At 62.9% G+C, this 19,673-nt stretch carries 16 protein-coding genes and 1 riboswitch; of the genes, 7 read left to right on the forward strand and 9 right to left on the reverse strand.

The window, feature by feature from the left end:
- Window positions 1–196: 196 nt before the first annotated feature.
- The gene (locus tag VCB98_RS09610; RefSeq protein ID WP_346052048.1) at window positions 197–2,509 is read left to right on the forward strand and encodes a PQQ-binding-like beta-propeller repeat protein; all 2,313 of its coding nucleotides are present in this window, start codon (window positions 197–199) and stop codon (window positions 2,507–2,509) included.
- A gap of 186 nt (window positions 2,510–2,695) precedes the next feature.
- Here the strand turns inward: VCB98_RS09610 and VCB98_RS09615 are convergent, their stop codons facing one another.
- A complete protein-coding gene (locus VCB98_RS09615; protein WP_346052050.1) occupies window positions 2,696–3,706 on the reverse strand; it encodes a LysR substrate-binding domain-containing protein in 1,011 nt (336 codons plus the stop codon).
- A 796-nt stretch (window positions 3,707–4,502) separates the two neighbouring features.
- Window positions 4,503–4,617: riboswitch (SAM riboswitch) on the forward strand.
- 93 nt (window positions 4,618–4,710) lie between these two features.
- Here VCB98_RS09615 and metX point away from each other — a divergent pair.
- Genes metX through VCB98_RS09630 form a run of 3 tightly spaced genes read left to right on the forward strand, consistent with a single transcriptional unit; the run spans window position 4,711 to window position 7,974 of the window.
- Entirely contained in the window at window positions 4,711–5,703 is a 993-nt protein-coding gene (metX, locus tag VCB98_RS09620) for a homoserine O-succinyltransferase MetX (protein ID WP_346052052.1), read from the forward strand.
- Window positions 5,690–6,886 (forward strand): cystathionine gamma-synthase, encoded by a 1,197-nt coding sequence (gene metB, locus VCB98_RS09625; protein ID WP_346052054.1) that lies wholly within the window; start codon window positions 5,690–5,692, stop codon window positions 6,884–6,886. The genes metX and metB overlap by 14 nt, the downstream gene beginning before the upstream one ends.
- Complete coding sequence (locus VCB98_RS09630; protein ID WP_346052056.1) at window positions 6,883–7,974, forward strand: homoserine dehydrogenase family protein; 1,092 nt, start codon at window positions 6,883–6,885, stop codon at window positions 7,972–7,974. Before metB ends, VCB98_RS09630 begins: the two co-directional genes overlap by 4 nt.
- A 13-nt stretch (window positions 7,975–7,987) precedes the next feature.
- On the opposite strand, the gene VCB98_RS09635 is transcribed toward VCB98_RS09630, so the two are convergent.
- Window positions 7,988–8,671, reverse strand: a complete 684-nt coding sequence (locus VCB98_RS09635) for an FMN-dependent NADH-azoreductase (RefSeq protein ID WP_346052058.1) — start codon at window positions 8,669–8,671, stop codon at window positions 7,988–7,990.
- A 113-nt stretch (window positions 8,672–8,784) separates the two neighbouring features.
- Here VCB98_RS09635 and VCB98_RS09640 point away from each other — a divergent pair, with 113 nt between their 5' ends.
- Window positions 8,785–9,681 carry a LysR substrate-binding domain-containing protein gene (locus tag VCB98_RS09640; RefSeq protein WP_346052060.1) on the forward strand — a complete coding sequence of 299 codons (897 nt, stop codon included), beginning with the start codon at window positions 8,785–8,787 and terminating at the stop codon, window positions 9,679–9,681.
- 11 nt (window positions 9,682–9,692) lie between these two features.
- Here VCB98_RS09640 and VCB98_RS09645 read toward each other — a convergent pair whose 3' ends face one another.
- Window positions 9,693–10,538: an alpha/beta hydrolase gene (locus tag VCB98_RS09645; protein WP_346052062.1), complete on the reverse strand. Its 846-nt coding sequence runs from the start codon at window positions 10,536–10,538 to the stop codon at window positions 9,693–9,695.
- 125 nt (window positions 10,539–10,663) lie between these two features.
- On the opposite strand from VCB98_RS09645, the gene VCB98_RS09650 reads away from it, so the two are divergent.
- Window positions 10,664–11,299 carry a class I SAM-dependent methyltransferase gene (locus VCB98_RS09650; RefSeq protein ID WP_346052064.1) on the forward strand — a complete coding sequence of 212 codons (636 nt, stop codon included), beginning with the start codon at window positions 10,664–10,666 and terminating at the stop codon, window positions 11,297–11,299.
- On the opposite strand, the gene VCB98_RS09655 is transcribed toward VCB98_RS09650, so the two are convergent.
- The 3 genes from VCB98_RS09655 to VCB98_RS09665 all read right to left on the reverse strand — a co-directional run bounded on the left by VCB98_RS09655 (window position 11,300) and on the right by VCB98_RS09665 (window position 16,146).
- Complete coding sequence (locus tag VCB98_RS09655) at window positions 11,300–14,332, reverse strand: efflux RND transporter permease subunit (RefSeq protein ID WP_346052066.1); 3,033 nt, start codon at window positions 14,330–14,332, stop codon at window positions 11,300–11,302. It lies immediately after the preceding gene.
- Window positions 14,329–15,429 (reverse strand): efflux RND transporter periplasmic adaptor subunit, encoded by a 1,101-nt coding sequence (locus tag VCB98_RS09660; protein ID WP_346052068.1) that lies wholly within the window; start codon window positions 15,427–15,429, stop codon window positions 14,329–14,331. Before VCB98_RS09660 ends, VCB98_RS09655 begins: the two co-directional genes overlap by 4 nt.
- 111 nt (window positions 15,430–15,540) lie before the next feature.
- A complete protein-coding gene (locus VCB98_RS09665) occupies window positions 15,541–16,146 on the reverse strand; it encodes a TetR/AcrR family transcriptional regulator (protein WP_346052070.1) in 606 nt (201 codons plus the stop codon).
- Window positions 16,147–16,278: 132 nt separating this feature from the next.
- On the opposite strand from VCB98_RS09665, the gene VCB98_RS09670 reads away from it, so the two are divergent.
- Window positions 16,279–16,629 (forward strand): SdpI family protein, encoded by a 351-nt coding sequence (locus tag VCB98_RS09670; protein ID WP_346052072.1) that lies wholly within the window; start codon window positions 16,279–16,281, stop codon window positions 16,627–16,629.
- 82 nt (window positions 16,630–16,711) lie between these two features.
- Here the strand turns inward: VCB98_RS09670 and VCB98_RS09675 are convergent, their stop codons facing one another.
- From VCB98_RS09675 to VCB98_RS09685, 3 genes are read right to left on the reverse strand one after another with little or no spacing between them, the layout of a single operon-like run.
- Window positions 16,712–16,939 (reverse strand): hypothetical protein, encoded by a 228-nt coding sequence (locus tag VCB98_RS09675; protein WP_346052074.1) that lies wholly within the window; start codon window positions 16,937–16,939, stop codon window positions 16,712–16,714.
- 16 nt (window positions 16,940–16,955) lie between these two features.
- Entirely contained in the window at window positions 16,956–18,662 is a 1,707-nt protein-coding gene (locus tag VCB98_RS09680; RefSeq protein WP_346052076.1) for an ATP-binding protein, read from the reverse strand.
- Complete coding sequence (locus VCB98_RS09685) at window positions 18,659–19,465, reverse strand: response regulator transcription factor (protein WP_346052078.1); 807 nt, start codon at window positions 19,463–19,465, stop codon at window positions 18,659–18,661. The genes VCB98_RS09680 and VCB98_RS09685 overlap by 4 nt, the downstream gene beginning before the upstream one ends.
- Window positions 19,466–19,673: the final 208 nt, after the last annotated feature.

The raw sequence follows: 19,673 nt of genomic DNA on the forward strand, positions 1-19,673 counted from the left end.
TCTGCTGCCGGGGCAATCCTGGGAAGTTTCCGTGGAAAATCAGCCGGCCGGACGATTCTGCCAGGTGGACGACGCGACCGGTGTGATGGCGTCAGAAGACGTCGACTCGGTCATGGTGAGCTGCGTCGAACGTCCAGCTCTGAGCAGCCACTCCCGGGCAGGCGCGATGTATCTTTCCTGGGAGTCAGTGGAGCCGGTGAATCTGCTCTATTCCTCCGATTCGGATTGCGATTGGCTCAACTACACCCTCTGCGATGATGGTGGCATGATGCCGGATGAAACCGGTGGCTCGCTCGTCCTGAGAGCGGATGATGGCTTTGATCCGGATACCGGCTGGTTTTTCGTGATTGAGTCGGACGCCACACTGTCCTATCCGGCCGGTGCCAGGCCAGTCCCCTTGGCGGCGACCAAGTATGACAGGGTGACCGGCAGGGTCTTTGATGCCGCCGTCGATGCGGATCGGATCTATCTGGGCGGTGATTTTTCCCGCCTGGGTCCGTTGACCGGCCCGGGTGCCGCAGTACATATGGACTCCGGCCGACTGGCTGGTGCCGTGCCTTATATCGATGGGCCTTCAGTATTCGCGGTGGCCGCTGACGGCGAGGGAGGGTTTTACATAGGTGGGCGTTTTGAATCCGTCGGTGGCGTGCCCCGGCGAAACCTGGCACGAATTGACGCGCAAGGCCGTGTTGATCGTGGCTGGCGTGCCAACACGGACGAGGCGGTGACCGGCATTGCGGTGCATGAAGACCGGGTCTTCGTCTCCGGGCTTTTTGGCAATCTTTCCCGCGACGGCGACAGTTTTGAGCGCGAGGGACTCGCGCTGGTGAGCGCTGTCGACGGAGCGGTGGATCCGGACTGGAACCCCGGCTCGGAAGGCACGGTCTGGACCCTGGCCACGGACGGGGAGCGGGTTTATGTGGGAGGAAGTTTTGCATCCGTGGGTGGCGATTCGGGCGTGGCCCTGGCGGCACTGGATGCGCAGACTGGCGAGCTCATTCCGGATTGGGGGGAGACACCCGACAACGTGGTGGTTACCGTGCATGTTGCCGACGGTGTTGTGTATGTCGGCGGCTATTTTGAAACCCTTGGCGGGGAAGCCGCCAATGGCGTGATGGCGCTAAACCCGGAGACCGGAGAGCGGCTGTGGGACCACAATCCCGCGGTCGACGGGCTGGTGATGGCTGTGTCCGCGGACGGAGAGCGATTGTACCTGGGGGGTGACTTTGAGTCCGTTGGCGGTTTGACCAGAGATAATCTTGCCGCAGTTGATCGAAACACGGGGGCGGTCGTGGCAGGTTGGGAGACTTCAGCCGATGGCGCCGTCTGGGGCGTTGGGGTACATGGGGGGTGGTTGTACGCCGCAGGGAACTTTCGTCAAGCCGGCGGGGTGGAGCGTGAACTGCTTGCCGCCTTTGATCTGACGGACGGCGAATTGAATGCCGACTGGAATCCGGGCGCCAGCGGTCACTTTACCGCAGGCACGATGGCATTTTCCGGTGATGTGGGTTTTTTCGGCGGGCGGTTGCAGGAAATCACAGGCCATGACCGCCGCTATCTGGCGGCCCTTGACCGGGAGACCGGCCAGGTATTGGAGGACTGGCGGGCTGATCAACCCACTCACTTGTCCCGGCTGCTCCTGGACGAGGGAACATTGTATGCCTCGGGCGATTTCCCATTTGAAGCCGGCGAGCCGGACTGGGGTTATCTGACAGCTTTAAATGCAGAGACGGGAGAAAAGTCTCCCAGCTGGGACCCACCAGAGATTGTCGGGCGCACTGTAAGAGCCTTGGCGGTTGATGATGAGAGATTATATTTTGGGGGGCGTCTATCAGAAGTTGATGGAGAAGCGCGGCACAACATTGCGGCTGTGAACCGATATAACGGCGCACTGGTTTCTGGATGGGCCCCGAATGTTTCAAGTCAAGTCAGTGCTATCGCCAAGAAGGGGGATCGCTTATATATAGGAGGGCGGTTCAGAGAGGTGAATGAAGAAGATAAATTGCGATTGGCTGCGCTTCACCGGGTTTCCGGTGAGTTGGACAAGAGTTTTGAATTCAATGCCGCTTCCAACGTTAGCGTGCTTGGGTTGTTTGGGGATTCTTTACTGATCGGCGGGCAATTTCGATCAATTAACGAGGTCGAGCGAGAAAGACTGGCCATTATAGACCTTGAGGAGAACAGCTTATTGGAAATGGGAGAAATAGGCGTCAGCGACGCAGTTTCGAGCATTGCTTTTGATGGTTCGCGGCTAATTGTATCGGGAGCCTTTCAACAGTCAGGAGACACTCCGCGCAGACGATTGGCGGCGTTTGATCTTGATTCGAAGACGCTGATCTCAGACTGGCAGCCCGAGACGGACCTTGTTGCAACGCTTCTATCCCCCATAGATGGGAAGCTGTTCATCAGCGGGAGCTTTCAGGAAGTCACGGGATCCTCGGATGACCGACACCGTCCAAGGCTTGGGTTTGCGGTTCTGGATCTAGAAAGTGGCGATGTTGCTCGCTAAGGCGTTGAACGAGGGCAAACTACTTATCCGCCGCGATTGATGCCTTGTCTTGGCACCAATCGCGGCGGACGCCGCTCCCACAACTGAAAGGCACCCAGCAATACAACCCTCAGCGTCTCCGCGCCTCTGCGAGAAAACCAATCTCTCTCCGCGCCCTTGGCGCTCTCTGCGCGAGGTTCAAAAACCTCAGCAGCCGGCCAACTGCGGCCTTGGTGGATTGTCATGCAACGGGATCCTGACCTCAGCAAACAGCGCATCCACCTCGGCCTGGTTCTCCGCTTCCCGGGCCGCTTCCACGCGTTCGGGGGTGAGATGCGGGGCCAGGCGGCTGAGGAAGTCGAGCTGGAACTGGCGTAGCAGGCTGTCGCGGCGAAAGCCGACCCAGGTGGTCAGGCGCGGCAGGAGATGACGGGCATCCAGGGCAACCAGGTCATCATCACTGCCTTCCTCCACCGCCATGGAGGCCAGCACGCCCACGCCCAGACCCATGCGCACATAGGTCTTGATTACATCCGCGTCCCGGGCAGTGAAAGCAATGTTGGGCCGCAAGTTTTGGGCATTGAAAGCCTGCATCAGGGAGGATTCCGGCCGGTCGCTGAAGACATAAGTCACCAGGGGATGCCGGGCCAGTTGCTCCAGCTCGGGCGCTTTCGGATACCGGGCCAGGGGATGATCCCGGGGCACCAGCAGGACCCGGTCCCATTGATACACGGGCAACTGGACCAGGTCGGGGAAGCGCTCCCGGCTGCTGGTGACCATCACAAAATCCACGTCCCCCGATGACAGCATCCCGGCAATCTGTTCCGAGGTGCCCTGGTGAATGTCGAAGATCACTTCCGGGTGCAGCTTGCGAAAGCCCTGGATCACCGGCGGCAGCACATGGCGGGCCTGGGTGTGGGTGGTGCCCAGTCGCAGACTGCCCCGCGATTCACCCTTGAGTTCCCGGGCCAGGTTCCGGATATTCTCCACCTCCTGCATGATGCGCCGGCCATGCACCACCGCCCGCTCCCCGGCCTGGGTGAGGGACTCGATGCGCTTGCCGCGCCGGACAAAGAGCTGCACCCCCAGCTCGTCTTCCAGCAGACGGATCTGCTTGCTGATGCCCGGCTGGGAAGTATAGAGGTTTTCGGCGGCAGTGGTGATGTTGAAGTTGTTGTCCACCACGCCCAGAAGATAGCGGATCTGTTGCAGTTTCATTGTCTTCCCCTTGCCTCGAGTTCGCGTTCCCGAGTGCTTGAATGTGTCGCTGTCGGATCAATTCGCTGTTGCTAGCCATCGACATCGACAACACATTCGCCGGGCACGGCAATCCAGGGCCGCTTGGCCGGGCAGGGAAGAGCAGATTCTGAACAACGTAGCTGACGTGCGCATGCGAGCCTCCGGAAAAACCGGCGCCGGGCACGAGCTTGCGGGAAGGGCCACCGCTGAGGAGGGCCGAAATCCAGCGGAGGCGGGTCTGCCTACCGCTTTAGCTGAATTTGTTGAGCGCCCGCAAGCTGGTGTCAAATCGGCGCTATCGAGAGCAAACAATGACCCCAAGCCGCTCCCGAGTCAAGCTTTGCACGGACCAATCCGATATATGGTTATTCCTTGAGGGAATAAAACTGTTTGGGCCTCGCGCAGAGGGCGCCAAGGGCGCACAGAAAACCGGCCTCGCGCAAAGGCGCCAAGACGCAAAGGAAAGATGGATTATGGTGGAGAGGGGCAGTCTTGATCCGACAATTCCTGAGCGATGGTTGCCAGTCGTATAGGCATTAATGTTCCACCCTGCCGTAGGAGCGGCTTTAGCCGCGATAGGGGGTAAATCGAAGCCATCATCGCGGCTAAAGCCGCTCCTACGGCTACTGGCAGGCACAGGCAAAACAACCCTTCTTTACCTTTGCGTCTTAGCGTCTTTGCGCGAGGCCGGTTTTCTCCGCGCCCTTGGCGCGATGCCCAAATAACAACTAATTCTTTGTACTAGCTCAAATTCACCCCTAAGCTTTTCCGCAAATGCTCATCAAGACCGGTTGAGGGACAGGCCCGACGACGCCGGGGCAACCAGTGGAGCCATCCACCCAGGTGCCAATTCCTGCGGGGAGCCATTCAGGCTCACCGAGAGATGAGCGAAGCCGTGCTGCTTCGGTTACCCGTCCGAGATCACGTCCTTCGCCATCGGCTCCCCGCAGGCTTTCTGTTCAAGCAAAGCGGAGGAGAATAAGGTGGCAGCCCTTGCAGCAACACTCAGCACACCCTTCGATCGTGAGTTTCTGGAAGAAACCGCGATTCCCCCCTGCCAGTCAGGAGAGCTTGAGACCACGGTAGATGCCGGTGGCCATGGCATGACGGTGCGACTGCCCTGGCGTTTGCTGGGCAGACCGGGATTGCCGGTCCTGCTGGTGCTTGGCGGCATCAATAGCGGTCGGAAGTTGGAAAGCTGGTGGTCCCGGCAGGTCGGTATCGGACGGTCACTGGACCCGACGCGGTTTCGCCTTCTGAGTGTGGACTGGGCTGACAGTGAGCAGCAGCGCCAATCGCCCTTGCTGACCCAAGATCAGGCCCAAGCCATCGAAGCGCTTGCCGATCATCTCGGCATTCAACGTTTGCATGGGGTGATTGGTGCCTCCTTCGGGGCCATGGTGGGCCTGGCCCTGGCGGAGCGGGATCGACTCTTCATCGACAGGCTGCTGCTGATCAGTGGCGCCCACTACAGCCATCCCGCTGCGACCGCGGCCCGCCATCTGCAAAGAGAGATTGTGCGTCTGGCCGAGGTGGCGGGGCTGCCACGCACGGGACTTGCACTGGCCCGTGGCCTGGCCATGAGCACTTATCGCACCCCCGAGTTGTTCGCCGAGCGTTTCAATGAAACCGACGCGGTGGATCGTCTGCAAAGCCTGGAATCCTATCTTGGCCATGTTGGGCATCAGTTCGCCCGGCGCTATGAAGCGGATCAGTTTCTCGGCTTATCCGAAGCCCTGGATCTGCATCAAGTGGACCCGAGCCGGATTCGGGTGCCGGCAACGGTGGTCGGGGTCGACAGTGATCAGCTCGTGCCCCTAACCCAGATCAGGGCATTGGCCGAGGGCCTGGCCGGCCCGGTGGCACTGGATGTGATCCAGAGCCGCTATGGCCATGACGCCTTCCTGACCGAACACCTTCGCATCAGCAAGATTCTTAACGCCTGCTTCAAGGAGAAGACCCATGCCACTGCCTGATCAGCATGCCCAGACCATTGCCGCACGCACCGGGGTGGATTGCGACACGCAATACGGATCGGTGATACCGCCCATCCACATGAGCAGCACCTTCAGCTTCGCTGACTACGGTGAGGCCCGTGCTCATGATTACAGCCGCTCGGGCAATCCCACCCGCGACCGGCTCGCCGATGCCCTGCGCGATCTGGAAGGGGGCGCGGCGGCGACGGTGACCGCCACCGGCATGGCGGCGATCACCACGGTGCTGCAGCTGGCCGGGCCGGATGATCTGATCCTGGCCACCCATGATTGCTACGGCGGTACCTTTCGTCTCCTGGATGCCTGGGCCCGCCAGGGTCGCTTTCAGCTCAGCTTCGTTGATTTCAACGACCCGGCGGCGGCGCGTGAGGCCCTGGCCCGGCGGCCCAAGCTGGTTTGGCTGGAATCACCCAGCAATCCCCTGCTGCGCATCACCGATATCGCCCAGGTCTGTGAACGGGCCCGGGAGGTGGAGGCCCGGGTGGTGGTGGACAATACCTTCTTGTCCCCGGCCCTGCAGCAGCCCCTGTCACTGGGCGCGGACATCGTCGTGCATTCCACCACCAAGTACATCAACGGGCACAGCGATGTCATCGGCGGTGCCATTATCAGCGCCGATCCGCAAGCGGGTGAGGAGATTGCCTGGTGGGCCAATTGTCTCGGGGTGACCGCTGCTGCCTTCGATGCCTGGCTGACCCTGCGCGGGCTGCGCACCCTGCATGCCCGCCTGGCCCTGCACCAGGAAAACACCGCCCGGGTTTGTGAGTTTCTCGCCGACCATCCGGCCGTTAGCAAGATCTACTATCCCGGCCTGACCAGTCATCCGGGGCATGCCATCGCCCGTCGTCAGCAGTCCGGTTTCGGGGCCATGCTCAGTTTCGAACTGGAAGGGGGCGAGGCCGCCGTGCGTCGTTTCCTGTCCGGTCTGCGATGTATCACCCTGGCCGAGTCCCTGGGCGGGGTGGAAAGCCTGATCGCCCATCCGGCCACCATGACCCATGCCGCCATGCACCCCGATGCCCGCCGTCGGGCGGGCATCGGTGATGGCCTGCTGCGCCTGTCGGTGGGGATTGAATCCACTCGGGACCTCATTGCCGATCTCGACCAGGCCCTGTCCGGTCTGCTCACGCGCCAGGCCGCCGGCCTGGAAGGAGTCGGGACATGAGCGAGTTGATCATTGAAGGCAATGCCCTGCGCCGGGCGGAGGTGAACGCCCAGGCCGAGAGCAGCATTCCGGTGGCCATCATCGGCACCGGCAACGTGGGTGGTGAACTGTTGAATATCCTGACCGATCGCCAGCCCGGCCGCCTGCGCCTCTTGGCCTTGGCCAATTCCCGGCAGATGCTTTTGGATGAGCAGGGCTTGGCATTCGACGGCCTGGACGAGCGCCTAGAAGCGGCGGGCCGACCCACCTGCCTGGATCGGCTGGTTTACCACCTGCGTCACCACGCGGCTCGCGGCGTCATCGTGGATCTCACCGCCAGCCCGGAAGTCGCCGCGCGTCACGCGCAATGGCTGCGGGCCGGTCTCGAGGTGGTGACTGCCAATAAGTGGGCGGTGGCCGCCGGGGAGGAGGCCTATCAGCGCCTGCGCGCGGCCAGTGAAGTGTCAGCCTACCGCCATGCGACCACCGTCGGTGCCGGCCTGCCCCTGCTGGAAACCATCCAGCGCCTGCGTGCCAGTGGCGAGCGTATTCTTTCAGTCTCCGGTCTGTTCTCCGGCACCCTGAGCTATCTCACCCAGGCCCTGGCCACCGGCCGGCCCTTCAGCGAGGCCCTGAGCGAAGCCCAGCAACAGGGCCTCACCGAGCCCGATCCCCGCCTGGACCTTTCCGGCCTGGACGTGGCCCGCAAACTCATCATCACCGCCCGCGCTGCCGGCCATTCCATCGATCCGAAACAGGTGGCGGTGGAAAGCCTTTATCCGGAGACCCTGGCCGACTGGCCCCTGGCCGATTTCCTCGATCGCGCCGGACCGGAACTGGATGCCTACTGGCAGGCCCACCCGGCCCGCAAGCAACAGGGCGTACCCCGCTATGTGGCGACGGTGGATGGTGAGGGCAGGGCGCAAGTGGGCATCCGCTGTCTGCCGGCGGACCACCCCTTCGTCGCCATCGGCCCCACCGACAACATCTTCCAGATCCGCACCGACAGCTATGATGATACCCCCATAATCATCCGCGGTCCGGGCGCCGGCGCCCGCGTGACCGCCACCCAGGTCCTGGCGGATATCCAGCAGTTCAGGGTGACGTGAGTCCCCGGGCAGCCTACGCAGGGGCTGACTCGTAGGTAGCTTGATCCCGGGAGAGCTTGGTCAATGATTGCACCAGATCGTCGATCTGCTGGTGGGCTGACTGTTTGGAACGCTCATGGCGTTCATCCCCGAATTCCTGGTATTCGATGCTGACAAAATGTTTGTCATTGACGCCAAGGTAATGGGCCACCGTGGCGATATGGGTGTCCAGGTGGTTCATGTGGTGGCGGCTTCCGCCGGGCTGAAACCCGAATTCGCCCTTGGAACTGAGCAGCACCAGGCGCTTGCCCCTGAAGATGGGCTCAAGCGGCCAGTCCCCACGCCCAAGATCGAAGGAGAAGGTCTTGTTGACCCGAATTACCTGATCAAACCAGGCCTTGAGAGCCGCCGGCATGCCGTAGTTGTACATCGGCGAGGCAATCACGATGAGATCGGCCCGGTCGACCTCATCGATCATCTCGTCGGAAGATGCCAGCAGTTTGCGCTGATGTTGGTCGCGCTGTTCGGCTGGTGTGAAGGCGGCCCCAATCCAGGCCTCGCTGATAAAGGGGGGCGGATGGCTGCCTATGTCCCGCGTAATGACTGTGGTTGTCGGCGCCTTTGAACGCCACGCCTGTTGGAAGTGTTCCGCCATTTTTCTTGAAATGGAGCCCTCGCCGCGGGCGCTGGCCGTGATGAGCAAGATGGTGCTGGACATTGCGCTCTCCTGGTCTTAACTTGAGGTAATATAAGGATAGAAGTCGCAAAGGCCCTTTTAAAACGGAAATAATTTGCCTGATAGATGAGAAAGACTCATCCTGGTGGCCAGCCATGAGAGACCTCCCGCCCCTCAATGCCCTGCGCGCCTTCGAGGCGGCGGCTCGGCGTGGCAGTTTTCAGGCTGCCGCCGACGAGCTCCATGTGTCGGCAACCGCCATCAGCCACCATATCCGGCACCTGGAAGAGCTGCTCAAGCAGCCACTGTTCATTCGTCATCCCCGGCCAATCCGTTTGACTGCGGCGGGTCAGAAACTCTTCCCCGCCCTTCGCGACGGCCTGGATCAGATTGGCGCCGGGGTCGCGGCCGTTCGTGCCGCGAGCACCAGACAACCACTGGTCATCACCACGACGCCGGCATTTGCCAGTCGCTGGCTGATTCCACGGCTGGGGGAGATCAACAAGGCCTTGAATGGTGGGCGGGTGGCGGTGCTGGCTTCCGAGACAGTTGCGGATTTGCATTCGGGAGAAGCGGACCTGGCGATCCGATATACCCGCTCGCCGCCTGATGATTTCGCATGCCATCACCTGTTTGAGGATCACTACCAGCCATTTTGCCATCCCCGTTTGCTGGCCGGCACCGCGCAGGCGCGGGTGCTGTTGGAGTATCCCCTGATACATTTCCAGTGGAAGCAAAAGGGGGTGGCAGTCCCGGACTGGTCGCGATGGCTGGATTCCGCTCGACAGCTACGTCCTGACGTCGCCCTGCCACTGTCGGACGACGGCATCCATTTCAGCGAGGAAACCCACGCTATCGAAGCGGCTGTCATGGGGCAGGGCGTGGCGCTTCTAAGTGATCAATTGGTGGCCCGGGAGCTGCAGGCCGGGATGCTGGTGCCGGCGGTGGATCATGCCATTTCGGGCTTGGCCTTTTACGTCATCCATACGGCAGACAATAGCCGACGAGGTGAGATCGAAGCCTTCATCGAGCAGTTGTTCAATGCCCTATGAGAACGGCGATCTTAATCCTGGACCAGCCCAGACTCGCGCAGGAAACGCGCGTAAGATTCTCGGGCCTGCTCCCGGCGCATGACATTGTTGTGATGGGCGTTTTTCACCAAGACCAACTGCTTCTGCGCCGAGGGGCTGGCCTCGTAGAGGTCTTTCATCATGCGCGGTGAGGTCTGGCGGTCGTTCCCCCCAGCTATCAGCAGGAGGGGGCCGTCGTATTCGGCGAGGATGTCGCGATTGTCGAAGCCGCGCAGTTCATCAGCCACCTGGATCCGGATGAAGGGCTTGGCAAACCAGGGCACGGCTTGGCGGGCGAAGTCGTCCACATTAGTGGCCGTGGCCTCAAGGACCATGGCATCCACCGCCCGATGGCCGGCGACGTGGGCGGCTTCAAAGCCGCCGAGGGAGAAGCCGTGCAGGATGATGGGGCCAGCGACCTGTTCACGCACGTAATCGAGGACTTCGACCGCATCATCCATTCCCTGCTCCACGCCGGGACTGCCGGTGCTGCGGCCCTGGCCACGGCGGTCGAAGAAGAAAAGATTGGCATCGAGATGGCGCAGATTATCCACTACCCGGTGAATGGAGCCATCGGCCGATTGCATGTTGCCGCCATAGACCAGAATGCTGGGCAGATCCGCGTCGGCGGTCACGGCGAGGCCGTAAGCCCGTTCGCCATCGCTGCGCTCGAATTCATGTTCGACCAGTTCATGCCCATTCGGGAGCTGGCCCAGCAGTTGCCCGCGCCCGAAGCTGGGGATCATGGTGGATTCGTTCACGACGATGGTGGTACAGGCCCCTAGCCCGCAAACAGCCAGTAAAACCGCCATTATGCGAGGTAACATTCCAGTCTGCATGACCTCCCCTTTCTTCGAACCATGTCTCGCAAGACGCCAGTATATCGACTGAGACCGATCGCTGTAGACTGGCCGGACTTGTTCCGGTGGATACTGAAACTGCAATTGTGACAGCAGGAGTCATCATGGACATGCCTGAAAAGGCCCATCAAACCGCCGCCCGCGAATACGATCGACTGGCGCCGATCTATGAGGAGCGCTGGTCTTCCTATATCGAGGCCAGCATCGCCGCCACCGAGAGGCGGCTTGCGCTGGAGCCCGCGGGGCAGCTGCTGGATGTGGGCTGCGGTACCGGTCGGCTGCTGGCCCGCTTGCGCCAATCCCATCCCGAATGGGAACTGACTGGCACCGACCTTTCGACGGGCATGCTAGATGTGGCTCACCGCCGCCTGGATGATGAGGTTTCCCTGGCTCGTGCCCCGGCCGAGCAACTCCCCTTTGCCAATGCCACTTTTGATGTCCTGGTCTCCACCAGTGCCTTTCACTACATCCCGGATCCCGCGCGGGCCCTGGCCGAAATGCGGCGGGTCCTTCGCCCCGGCGCCCGTCTGCTGATTACTGACTGGTGCCGGGATTATCTGAGCATGCGCGCCTTGGATCGCTGGCTCCGCTGGCGCGACCCCGCCCATTTCCGAACCTGGACCGCCCGGGAACTCAAAGCCATGCTCAACACTGCCGGCTTCGAGACCATCGCCATTGAACGCTATCGAATCTCCCCCTTCTGGGGCTTGATGAGCGCCACCGCCCGGGCGCCGCGGTAGTCACTGCTGCCCCGCTTGTTTTGCAAAGGCCATTCGATAAATCGCCGGTACCACCACCAGGGTCAGCAGGGTCGAGGCCAGGAGGCCCGAGATGATGGCCCAGGCCAGGGGTGGCCATAGGGTGGATTGGGTGAAGGTCAGGGGAAACAGCCCCGCCACCGTGGTTGCGGTGGTGAGAAGGATGGGTCGGGTGCGGCGTCCCACCGCCTCGGTGATGGCTGTATCCAGGTCCTGGCCTTCCGATCGGTTGCGATTGATCCGGTCCAGCAACACGATGGCATTGTTGACCACGATGCCCACCAGGGCCACCACCCCCAGCATGGCGGTGAAACTGAAAGGCTGGCCGGCCAGCCATAGCCCGGGAATCACACCCACCACCGCCAGCGGCACGGTGGTCAGCACCATGCCCATCATGCGGAAGGAATTGAACTGCAGAAGCAGAAAGATCACCAGCAGCAAGCCACCGATGGGCAGGGTGCGGAACAGTTCGGTATTGGCGTCGGCCGCCCCTTCGTGGGCACCGCCAACGGTAAAGTAAGTCCCCTCGGGCCAGTCCAGCGCCTCCAGCTTCGGCACCACCCGGTCCAGCACATGGACATAGGTCTGGCCTTCCTTTACCTCCGACAGCACCTGGGTCATGCGTTGCAGGTCCCAGTGCATAATGATGGCCGGCTGCCAGCGGGTCTCGATGCGGGCGATCTCGCCCAGGGGCACGCCCTCGGCTCCCACCCGCAGGCCCTCCAGCCCGCCCAGGGGAAAGGCCTCGCCCTCCGGTGAGCGGATGCGCAGGGGCATGGCCTCGCGTTCGGCCCGCCAGGTGCTGACTTCCAGGCCCCGGCTGGCCGCCGCCAGGGCCCGGGTGACATCGCTGCGGTCGAGGCCGAATTCGGCTGCCCGGGCATCGTCCACCGACACGTGCAGGCTGGCCAGCCCCTCGCCAAGACGATGGCGGGCGTCGCGGCTGCCGGGATCGTCGCGGACCACGTCCAGAATCATGTCGGCCGCCGCGGTGAGCGCGTCCCGGTCCTCGCCGAAGACCCTGATCTCCACCGGTGCATCAATGGGCGGGCCCTGGCCCAGGCGCCGGGCCACCACCTGGGCGTCCGGCAGGGTTTCGCGGGTGGTGGCCCGGACCCATTCCATTAACTCGGGCAGGCGCTCCACCCGGTCGGTCTGGACCACCAGCCGGGCCAGATGAGGCTGGCTGCTGAGGCTGATCAGGTTGTAGTAAAAGCGTGGGCCGCTGAAACCGGAAAAGCGGTAGACCGATTCCACCCCCGGCTGCTGTTGGATGCCGGCCGCCAGGGTGGCGGCGGCGTGGTCGGTGTGGGAAAGGTGGGTGCCTTCCGGAAAGCGCAGGTCCACCACCAGCTGATTGCGGTCGGTATCCGGGAAAAAGGTCCTGTCCAGGGCCCCGAAGAAGCTCCCGGCCACCCCCACCATGACCGCCGCCACCCCCAGAACCAGCACGGGCCGGCCGACCGCCGTGCGGCCCAGGCGCTCACCGATCGCAAAGCTCCAGTCCCGCCGCGCCACCCGGCGTGGCCGCAGGATGGCGGAGGCGAACACCGGCGTGACCAGCACCGCATAGATGAAACTGATGGCGAGCGTGAGCATCACCATCACCGGAATCGCACGGGTGAAATCCGCGGTGTCGCCCGCCGAGAGCAGCAGGGGCGTGAAGGCCGCGAGAGTAGTGCCCGTGGCCGCCATCAACGGCCCGGCCAGTTCGGTCACCGCGCGGGTAACGGCCTCGGTCAATGGTCGTCGCTGGTCCAGATGCCACTGGATGTTTTCGGACATGACAATGGCATTGTCCACCAGCATGCCCAGGGCAATGACCATCCCCGCCACCGCGATCTGGTGCAGCACCCCGCCGCCCATGGCATAGACCGCCAGGGCCGAGAAGGTCACCAGGGGCACCAGCAGGCTGACGGTGAGCCCCAAGCGGAGGCCCATGACCAGAAACAGAATGGCCGCCACCACCCCAATGCCGAGCAGTAGGGAAAAGCCCAGTTCCGAAAGCCGACGCTCCACCCAAGAGGGCTGATAGAAGAGTTCCTCGATTGTCAGCGGCGCGTAGTCGGCGCGCAGCCCGTCAATGTGCTCACGCACGCTGTGGCCAAAGGCCACCGCATTGAGACGGTTGTCGGGAATGACGATGCCCAGCGCCACGGCAGGGCGGCCGTTCAGGCCGATTTTCTCGCGCAGGGGGGATTCCGGTGCCAGGCGCACATCAGCCAGTTCACCCAGAGGGACGCGATCACCCGCAGCCGTGACTACCGGGGTGGCCCGCAGGCTCTCGAGGGACGTGAATTCGCTTTCCGGATCCAGCACCACCGACCGTCCGGCCACCCGCAGGCTGCCGGCGGGCAGAGTCTGATTGCGGGCCGCGATCTGCTGCCCGAGGGCAGCGGCGTCCAGGCCGGTCTGTTCGGCCACCGCATCATCCCAGGTGACCACGATGTTCTGGCCGGGATCGCCGATCAGCTCCACGCGCGAGATGTCCTTGATTCGATAAAGATCCCGCTTGAGCCGCTTCGCGGCCTGGCGCAGCTCGATCAGATCATCGCTGCCGGTCACCGCCAGGACGATGCCGTGGGCATCCATCTGCCGGTCATCCACCCGCGCCGGCTGGGCACCGTCTGGAAACTCCCGCTCAGCCCGGGCCACCGCCACCCGGATCCGGTCCCAGACCGCGTCGGTGTCATAGACATGCTCCTGCATGCCGATCATCACATGGGCAAAGCCCAGCCGGGCGGTGCCGATGATCTCCCCCAGGTCCGGGACCTGGGCCAGCTCCTCCTCGAGGGGGTTGAGAATCAGCCGTTCCACCTGCTCCGGATCGGCGCCCGGCCAGGGAATCTGAATGTCGCCATAGCGATAGGGAAAGAAGGGGTCTTCCTGGCGATTCATTTCATTCCAGGCGAGCAAGCCCAGCACCGCCAGCATCACCACCAGGGTCATGATCAGCCGGCGCTGGCCCAGCAGGGCCAACAGCCCCCGGCGGGCGTTTTCCTTGAGGCCACTCACTGCAGCACCCTGACCGTGCCGCCTTCCACCAGGCGGTTCTGACCGGCCACCACGACCCTGTCGCCAACCGCCAGGCCGGCCGCGTCGGCGGGGTCGATGCCAATCCAGTCACCGCGCAGCCGCCCGGGGCGGATCCGGACCGGTTCCACCGACAACTGCTCGCCATCTTCGACCAGTCGCCAGACATAGGGGGCATGGCCGCCGGGATCCACCATGGCCGGCAGGGGCAGTTCCAGGTCACCAGCCGGGCGGCGGCCAAGATGAACCTGCACCACCTGACCGGCTGCCAGACTCGGCTCATCCGTCGCGACCACGGCGGTGGTCATATCCTGGCTGCCATCGCCGATGCGGCGCAGACGGCCTTCAAACTCGCCGCCCTGCAGCGGCCGACTCAGGCGCACCGCCTCGTCCCGCTCCAGCCAGTCCAGCAGGGCGGCGGGCAGTCGAATCTCCACCTCCAGACCGTCCACACCGGCCAGGCGCATGACCGGCTGACCGGCTGCCAGGAAATCTCCCGGTTCGGCCAACACCGCCACCACCCGCCCGTCGAAGGGCGCGCGCAATTGCAGCTCGGCTTCCTGGGCCTGGGCCTCGGCGAGGGCCGCCTCGGCCTGGCCCCGCGCTTCCCGCGCCGCGGCCAGACGGGATTCAAGCTGGTCCACCCGCTCCTCGGAAATCAGTTCCCGCTCCAGTAGCGCCCGAGCCCGCGACAAATCCCGCTCCAACTGAGCGATTTCGGCGGCCACTTCCTCGACCCGGCCCCGGGCCGCGGCCGCCGCTGGCGCCAGCGCCGGGTTGTGCAGGCTGGCCAGGACCTCGCCCCGGGTCACCCGGTCGCCTTCCGCCACCCGGCGCGAGGCCAGGCTGCCCGGGTGCAGAAAGGCCGGGCTGGCCCGGTCCACGGACCGCAGCACGCCGGGGAAGCGCTGCCACTCCAGGCCCGGTGCCTCACGGATCTGGGCCACTCGCACCGTCGGGGCGCTATCTGTTGTCGCTTCCGCTGCCGAGTCGACGGAAGCGTCGCAGGCGACCAGCCAGGCGCCCAGCATCAGCAGCAAGCCGCTGCCACCCAAGCGAACCCCCCCCCAATTCGACATGGCAAACCTCCCCAGCGGGTTCGGCCCGCTCTTGTTTGACACGGTGATTAACTGGTCGACCGGTCAATGTTCGCTCCCAAAAAAACGCGAACCACCGCTCGCCGTATCCTTTCACTGTCGGGGCAGTAGCCCCTCCAGAAACAGCTTCAGAAAGTCCTCGAGAAAATCCTCGTCCGAGCCCATGCCCGGCCAATGCCCGTGATGGCATTTGGCCTCGAACCATTGGCTGCAGGTCATGACGAATGTCGCCACCACATGGGTCGGATTCACATCGGCGCGGAAGAAACCGGCGTCCTGGGCCTGGCGGATGCGTTCGGCCCCCAGCCCCACCAGGGCCTGATCCATCTCCGAGCACTCGGCATCTCCCTCCAGATGGGTCCAGGCAAACAACCTGACCACTTCGGGATGGTCTTTGAGAAAGCGGAAATAGGCCTCAACCGAGTCCTTCAGCAGGGTCGGGTCCGGCGTATCCGCCGCTTCCAGCATCGTCATCTGTTCCTGAAAATACTGGGTAAAGGCGGTTTCCTTGACCGCCTCCCAGAGCGCAGCCTTGCTGCCAAAATGGTGGTGAATCAGGCTCTTGGTCACCCCCGCGGCCTTGGCAATGGCACTCGTGGACACCGCCGAGACCCCGTCCCGGACGAACAGGGACGTGGCCGCCGCCAGGATCGTCTCCCGCGTCAGCTCCGGATCTCTTGTCTGAACCGCTTCATTCATGGGCGCAGTCTGCCATTAACTGGCCGACCGGTCAATTGGCGGGAGGGGGTGTGACTGTGCCCCGGTGCTGGCGAACGCCGTACCGCTGAATTAATCTCCTACGCAACCCTTGGAACAGGACAGGAAGCAGACATGATTCCGATTATCGTACTGCTCGGCTGTGCTCTCCTGATCGGGGCCCTGTCGCTGCCCATGATTCGAGGCTGGGTGCCGCCCAACGGCCTCTATGGCTTTCGCACCCCTGCAACGCTGGCGAGTGAGGCGCTCTGGTATCCGGCGAACCGTTATGCCGGCTGGCAGATGCTGTATGCCGCCATCGCCCAGTTGCTGGGTGTGCTCGCCTTGTTTCTCTTGGCCGATGGGCTTCCGGAGCCGGTGATTCTGCTCGCCGGGCTTGTCCTGCTCACGGTGACCTTGTTGGTGGCCGTTGTTCGCTCATTTCGGTATCTGAATCGTCTGCAGGAAGACAGGGACCGCACCTGAGGGTGATTGCTGGCGCGCGGGCAGGGCAAGTGTCAGCGTCTGGAACGTGCCGAGTGCAGGGCAATGGAATGTTGCCCTGGAGTCATTCCATTGGCCAGATGCCATAGGCGATCACCAGCAAGCCCGCTATGGACAGGCCAGTATTCATCAGCCGCAGGAAGCTTGCCTTGCCCTTGTTCATCTCGAATCCAGGCTCGTTGGCTTGCCCCGCCGTTATTTCCATGCTTGTGCTGGCCGGGCGTTTGCGGATGGCATCGAACAGCATGCCGAGGCTACTGATCAGTTCGCTGACTGACGGCTGATAGAGCATGCAAGTGGAGCTTCCTTCAGTCCAGGGGACGACTGAAGCGCTCACCCAGCTGTTCCATCTCCGCATCCAGGTTCTCATCTACTTCCGCCTGGCTGCTTTCCAGCCGGTGGTAGGCGGTGGGTAGCTGGATGCGGAACTCGACGCCGGTGAGGTCCAGGGGCTCGAAGCTGAGGGTGGGCTGCTTGCGCTTGGCCTGGTAAGTGATCCACCAGTGGGGGCGGTCGGGGTGTTGTGGATCCTGGCGGGTCTGCTTGCCCCGGTTTTCGAAGCCTTCCAGCACTTGGGTTTCCCCGTCCCGGCTGCCGGCGATCTCAATGCGCTGGATCGGTGCCGGCAGGGTCCATTGCTGCTTCGGAGCCGACTCGGTCTCCGCCTCCGTTCCTTGTTCTGATTCGGACTGCGGCAAACAACGAGGCCGGCCACCCTCGCTGCATTCAACAGTGACCGCTTTCGTCAGCACCTCGTCATTATCAAGGTGAAGGCGCAGTTCGTACTCGGTCTCCGGGGTATGGATGTTGTTGACCTCGATACGGCCCTCATAGCCCTTGACGATCTCATTGACGAAATAAAGGCCCAGGCCCCGACCGTGATGCTCGCGGCTGCGGCGGGTGGAATAGCCAAGCTGGAACAGCCGGGCGTGGTCGTCTTCGCTGATCTGCGGGCCACGGTTATAGACACGGAACACGGCCTGGTCGTCAATCTCCTCGAGCTGAAAGGCGATCGTCGGAGCGCCGGACTTGCCCCGTCGTTTCCGGGAAAAGTACTGGGCGTTTTTCAAAAGATTGTCCAGCAACAGCACCAGATGGTTCTCATTGCCCAACAGCACTCCGACGGGCTCCAGCGCTACGTACCAGTCGCCGTCCTCCAGTCGATAGACTTCGTTGCCCTCGGGTCGCGGGGGTGGATCGGGCCGGACCAGGCTCATTGCCCGCCAGGCGGCCAGGCGTGGGTCATAGGTGGGTTCAAAGGGCAGGACGTCGGCGGCCTCGGCGTCCAGTTCCTGCTGGTAATAGTGTTCCTCGCACTCGCACAGGAGATTGCCGATATGCAGGGCAAGATTATCGGCGGTGGACAGATCGAGCAGGTCCCAGAGATAACGCATGGCATCCAGGGCGGCCTGGTAGTCGGCGGCCGGGTCTTGCGGGCCTGCAGTGTCTTGCTTGCCGGCCGTGTTGGTCTCCCCCTGTTGCCGACGGGCCTGTTCGGCCGCCTGCTGAAGGGCGGTTTGGACCTTGTCGAAACTGATCACCCCATTGTGACGTACTTCCCGGGCGATGCTTTTGAAATGCAGGAATTTCTCGTCGTACTCGATGTATTCGAGCAGCTTGTCACTGATGAAAAGCTTGAGCTTGTCGGCGTGACCGGAATAGGTGTGTGCCTTGAGCTGAAGTTCCCGGATTCGTTGCCAGGCGGTATCCAGTTGCTCGTTGAGCCGTGCCACGTCCTGTTTCTGCAGGGCGAAGCGGTGCTGAAAGCGGCGAAGATCAAAGACCAGAAGCAGCGCAAAGATCCCCGCCACGGTCAGGGCCATGGTCTCGCCAAACCAGTCCGTGGGCAGGGCGTAGCCGGCGACCAGTTCGGGGCTGGCATAGAAAAGGAAGTAGGCCACGGTGAACAGCGCCCCCAGGGCGCTGGGCCAGGGAAAGCGGGCCCAGCGGATACGCACCCGCGGTGCGCGGGTGTCCGGATGGGGCCGAGCCGGCTGTGGCTTGTGCTCACTCATGATGCGCGGCTGACCTTTTTCCAGCAGTAGGCCCCTTTATCACCGAAGGTCACGATCCCTTCGCCCGCCTTGCAGATATCGAGAAACGCACCTTGGCCCCCCATGGCCTGGTCGAAGGCCAGACGCAGGGTGCGGATATGTTGGCGGTAGCTGGCATAGGAAAAACGCTCGCTGTCCACATCCAGCTTGTCCGCCATCACGGCCGTGGGCAGGGGCCGGGGCGAAGCCTCGACCAGAAAGCGCAAAATCTTTCTGGGCATGGGCGCAAGCGGGCGCTTGGGGTTGGTCGGGTTCATGAGCTTGATGCCCCGCCAGTAGACTTCCCAGCTCACCGTATCGATGGCCAGATCCCCGCTTTCCAGGCGCTCGCCCGCCTGGCGGGGCACGGTCTGTCGCATGCCCGCCTCCCTCAGCACGGCGCGAATCCGCCAGACCAGGACCGATTCCACATTGCGTTGGTGCTTGGCGATGAAATCCCGGGCCCCGGTGCCTTCGAAGGCTTCTTGTTCGATGCCGGTGCCGGCGTGCTCGGAAAGAAAGATCAGGGGCACATCCGGCCACTTGCGCTGCAGGGCCCGGGAGACGGAAAAACCGGCCGCGTCATTGCCGTTCATGTGGGCGTCGATCAGGGCCACGTCTGGCCGTGCCGCGTCATCAGCCCGTTTGATGTGCTGGCAGGCGGCCTCAGCGAACTTGAACACTTCAAGCTCGGTCGGCGCCTCGTCAAAAGACTCGGCCTCCAGTACCGGACCGAACTTGTCCACCCAGTGGGTCCTGTCTTCCACCCAGAAGATTCTCGCCATGACCAATCCGGGGTTATCAGGGTGCCTTCGAGTCTAGCACGGACTTCTCAGCAGGCTCCGTGGCGAGGACGCGGGCATATCGGGGTCCGCCAGCAGGAGGCTGGTGAGAAATCCGGGCTAACACGGACCCGTTCACAGATTTTTCACCAGTGCCCCCGAGACTGTCGGTGAAGCGGTTCCACCGGGAGCCGCCGTGTGTGAAACCGGA

Source organism: Natronospira elongata, from assembly GCF_034931365.1.
Lineage (GTDB): Bacteria > Pseudomonadota > Gammaproteobacteria > Natronospirales > Natronospiraceae > Natronospira > Natronospira elongata.

Coding starts and splice junctions, on each gene's coding strand:
- VCB98_RS09630 (WP_346052056.1), top strand. CDS start 6,883: ATGAGCGAGTTGATCATTGAAGGCAATGCCCTGCGCCGGGCGGAGGTG.
- VCB98_RS09635 (WP_346052058.1), bottom strand. CDS start 8,671: ATGTCCAGCACCATCTTGCTCATCACGGCCAGCGCCCGCGGCGAGGGC.
- VCB98_RS09680 (WP_346052076.1), bottom strand. CDS start 18,662: ATGAGTGAGCACAAGCCACAGCCGGCTCGGCCCCATCCGGACACCCGC.
- VCB98_RS09650 (WP_346052064.1), top strand. CDS start 10,664: ATGGACATGCCTGAAAAGGCCCATCAAACCGCCGCCCGCGAATACGAT.
- VCB98_RS09685 (WP_346052078.1), bottom strand. CDS start 19,465: ATGGCGAGAATCTTCTGGGTGGAAGACAGGACCCACTGGGTGGACAAG.
- VCB98_RS09675 (WP_346052074.1), bottom strand. CDS start 16,939: ATGCTCTATCAGCCGTCAGTCAGCGAACTGATCAGTAGCCTCGGCATG.
- metB (WP_346052054.1), top strand. CDS start 5,690: ATGCCACTGCCTGATCAGCATGCCCAGACCATTGCCGCACGCACCGGG.
- VCB98_RS09640 (WP_346052060.1), top strand. CDS start 8,785: ATGAGAGACCTCCCGCCCCTCAATGCCCTGCGCGCCTTCGAGGCGGCG.
- VCB98_RS09665 (WP_346052070.1), bottom strand. CDS start 16,146: ATGAATGAAGCGGTTCAGACAAGAGATCCGGAGCTGACGCGGGAGACG.
- VCB98_RS09645 (WP_346052062.1), bottom strand. CDS start 10,538: ATGCAGACTGGAATGTTACCTCGCATAATGGCGGTTTTACTGGCTGTT.
- VCB98_RS09670 (WP_346052072.1), top strand. CDS start 16,279: ATGATTCCGATTATCGTACTGCTCGGCTGTGCTCTCCTGATCGGGGCC.
- VCB98_RS09615 (WP_346052050.1), bottom strand. CDS start 3,706: ATGAAACTGCAACAGATCCGCTATCTTCTGGGCGTGGTGGACAACAAC.
- VCB98_RS09660 (WP_346052068.1), bottom strand. CDS start 15,429: ATGTCGAATTGGGGGGGGGTTCGCTTGGGTGGCAGCGGCTTGCTGCTG.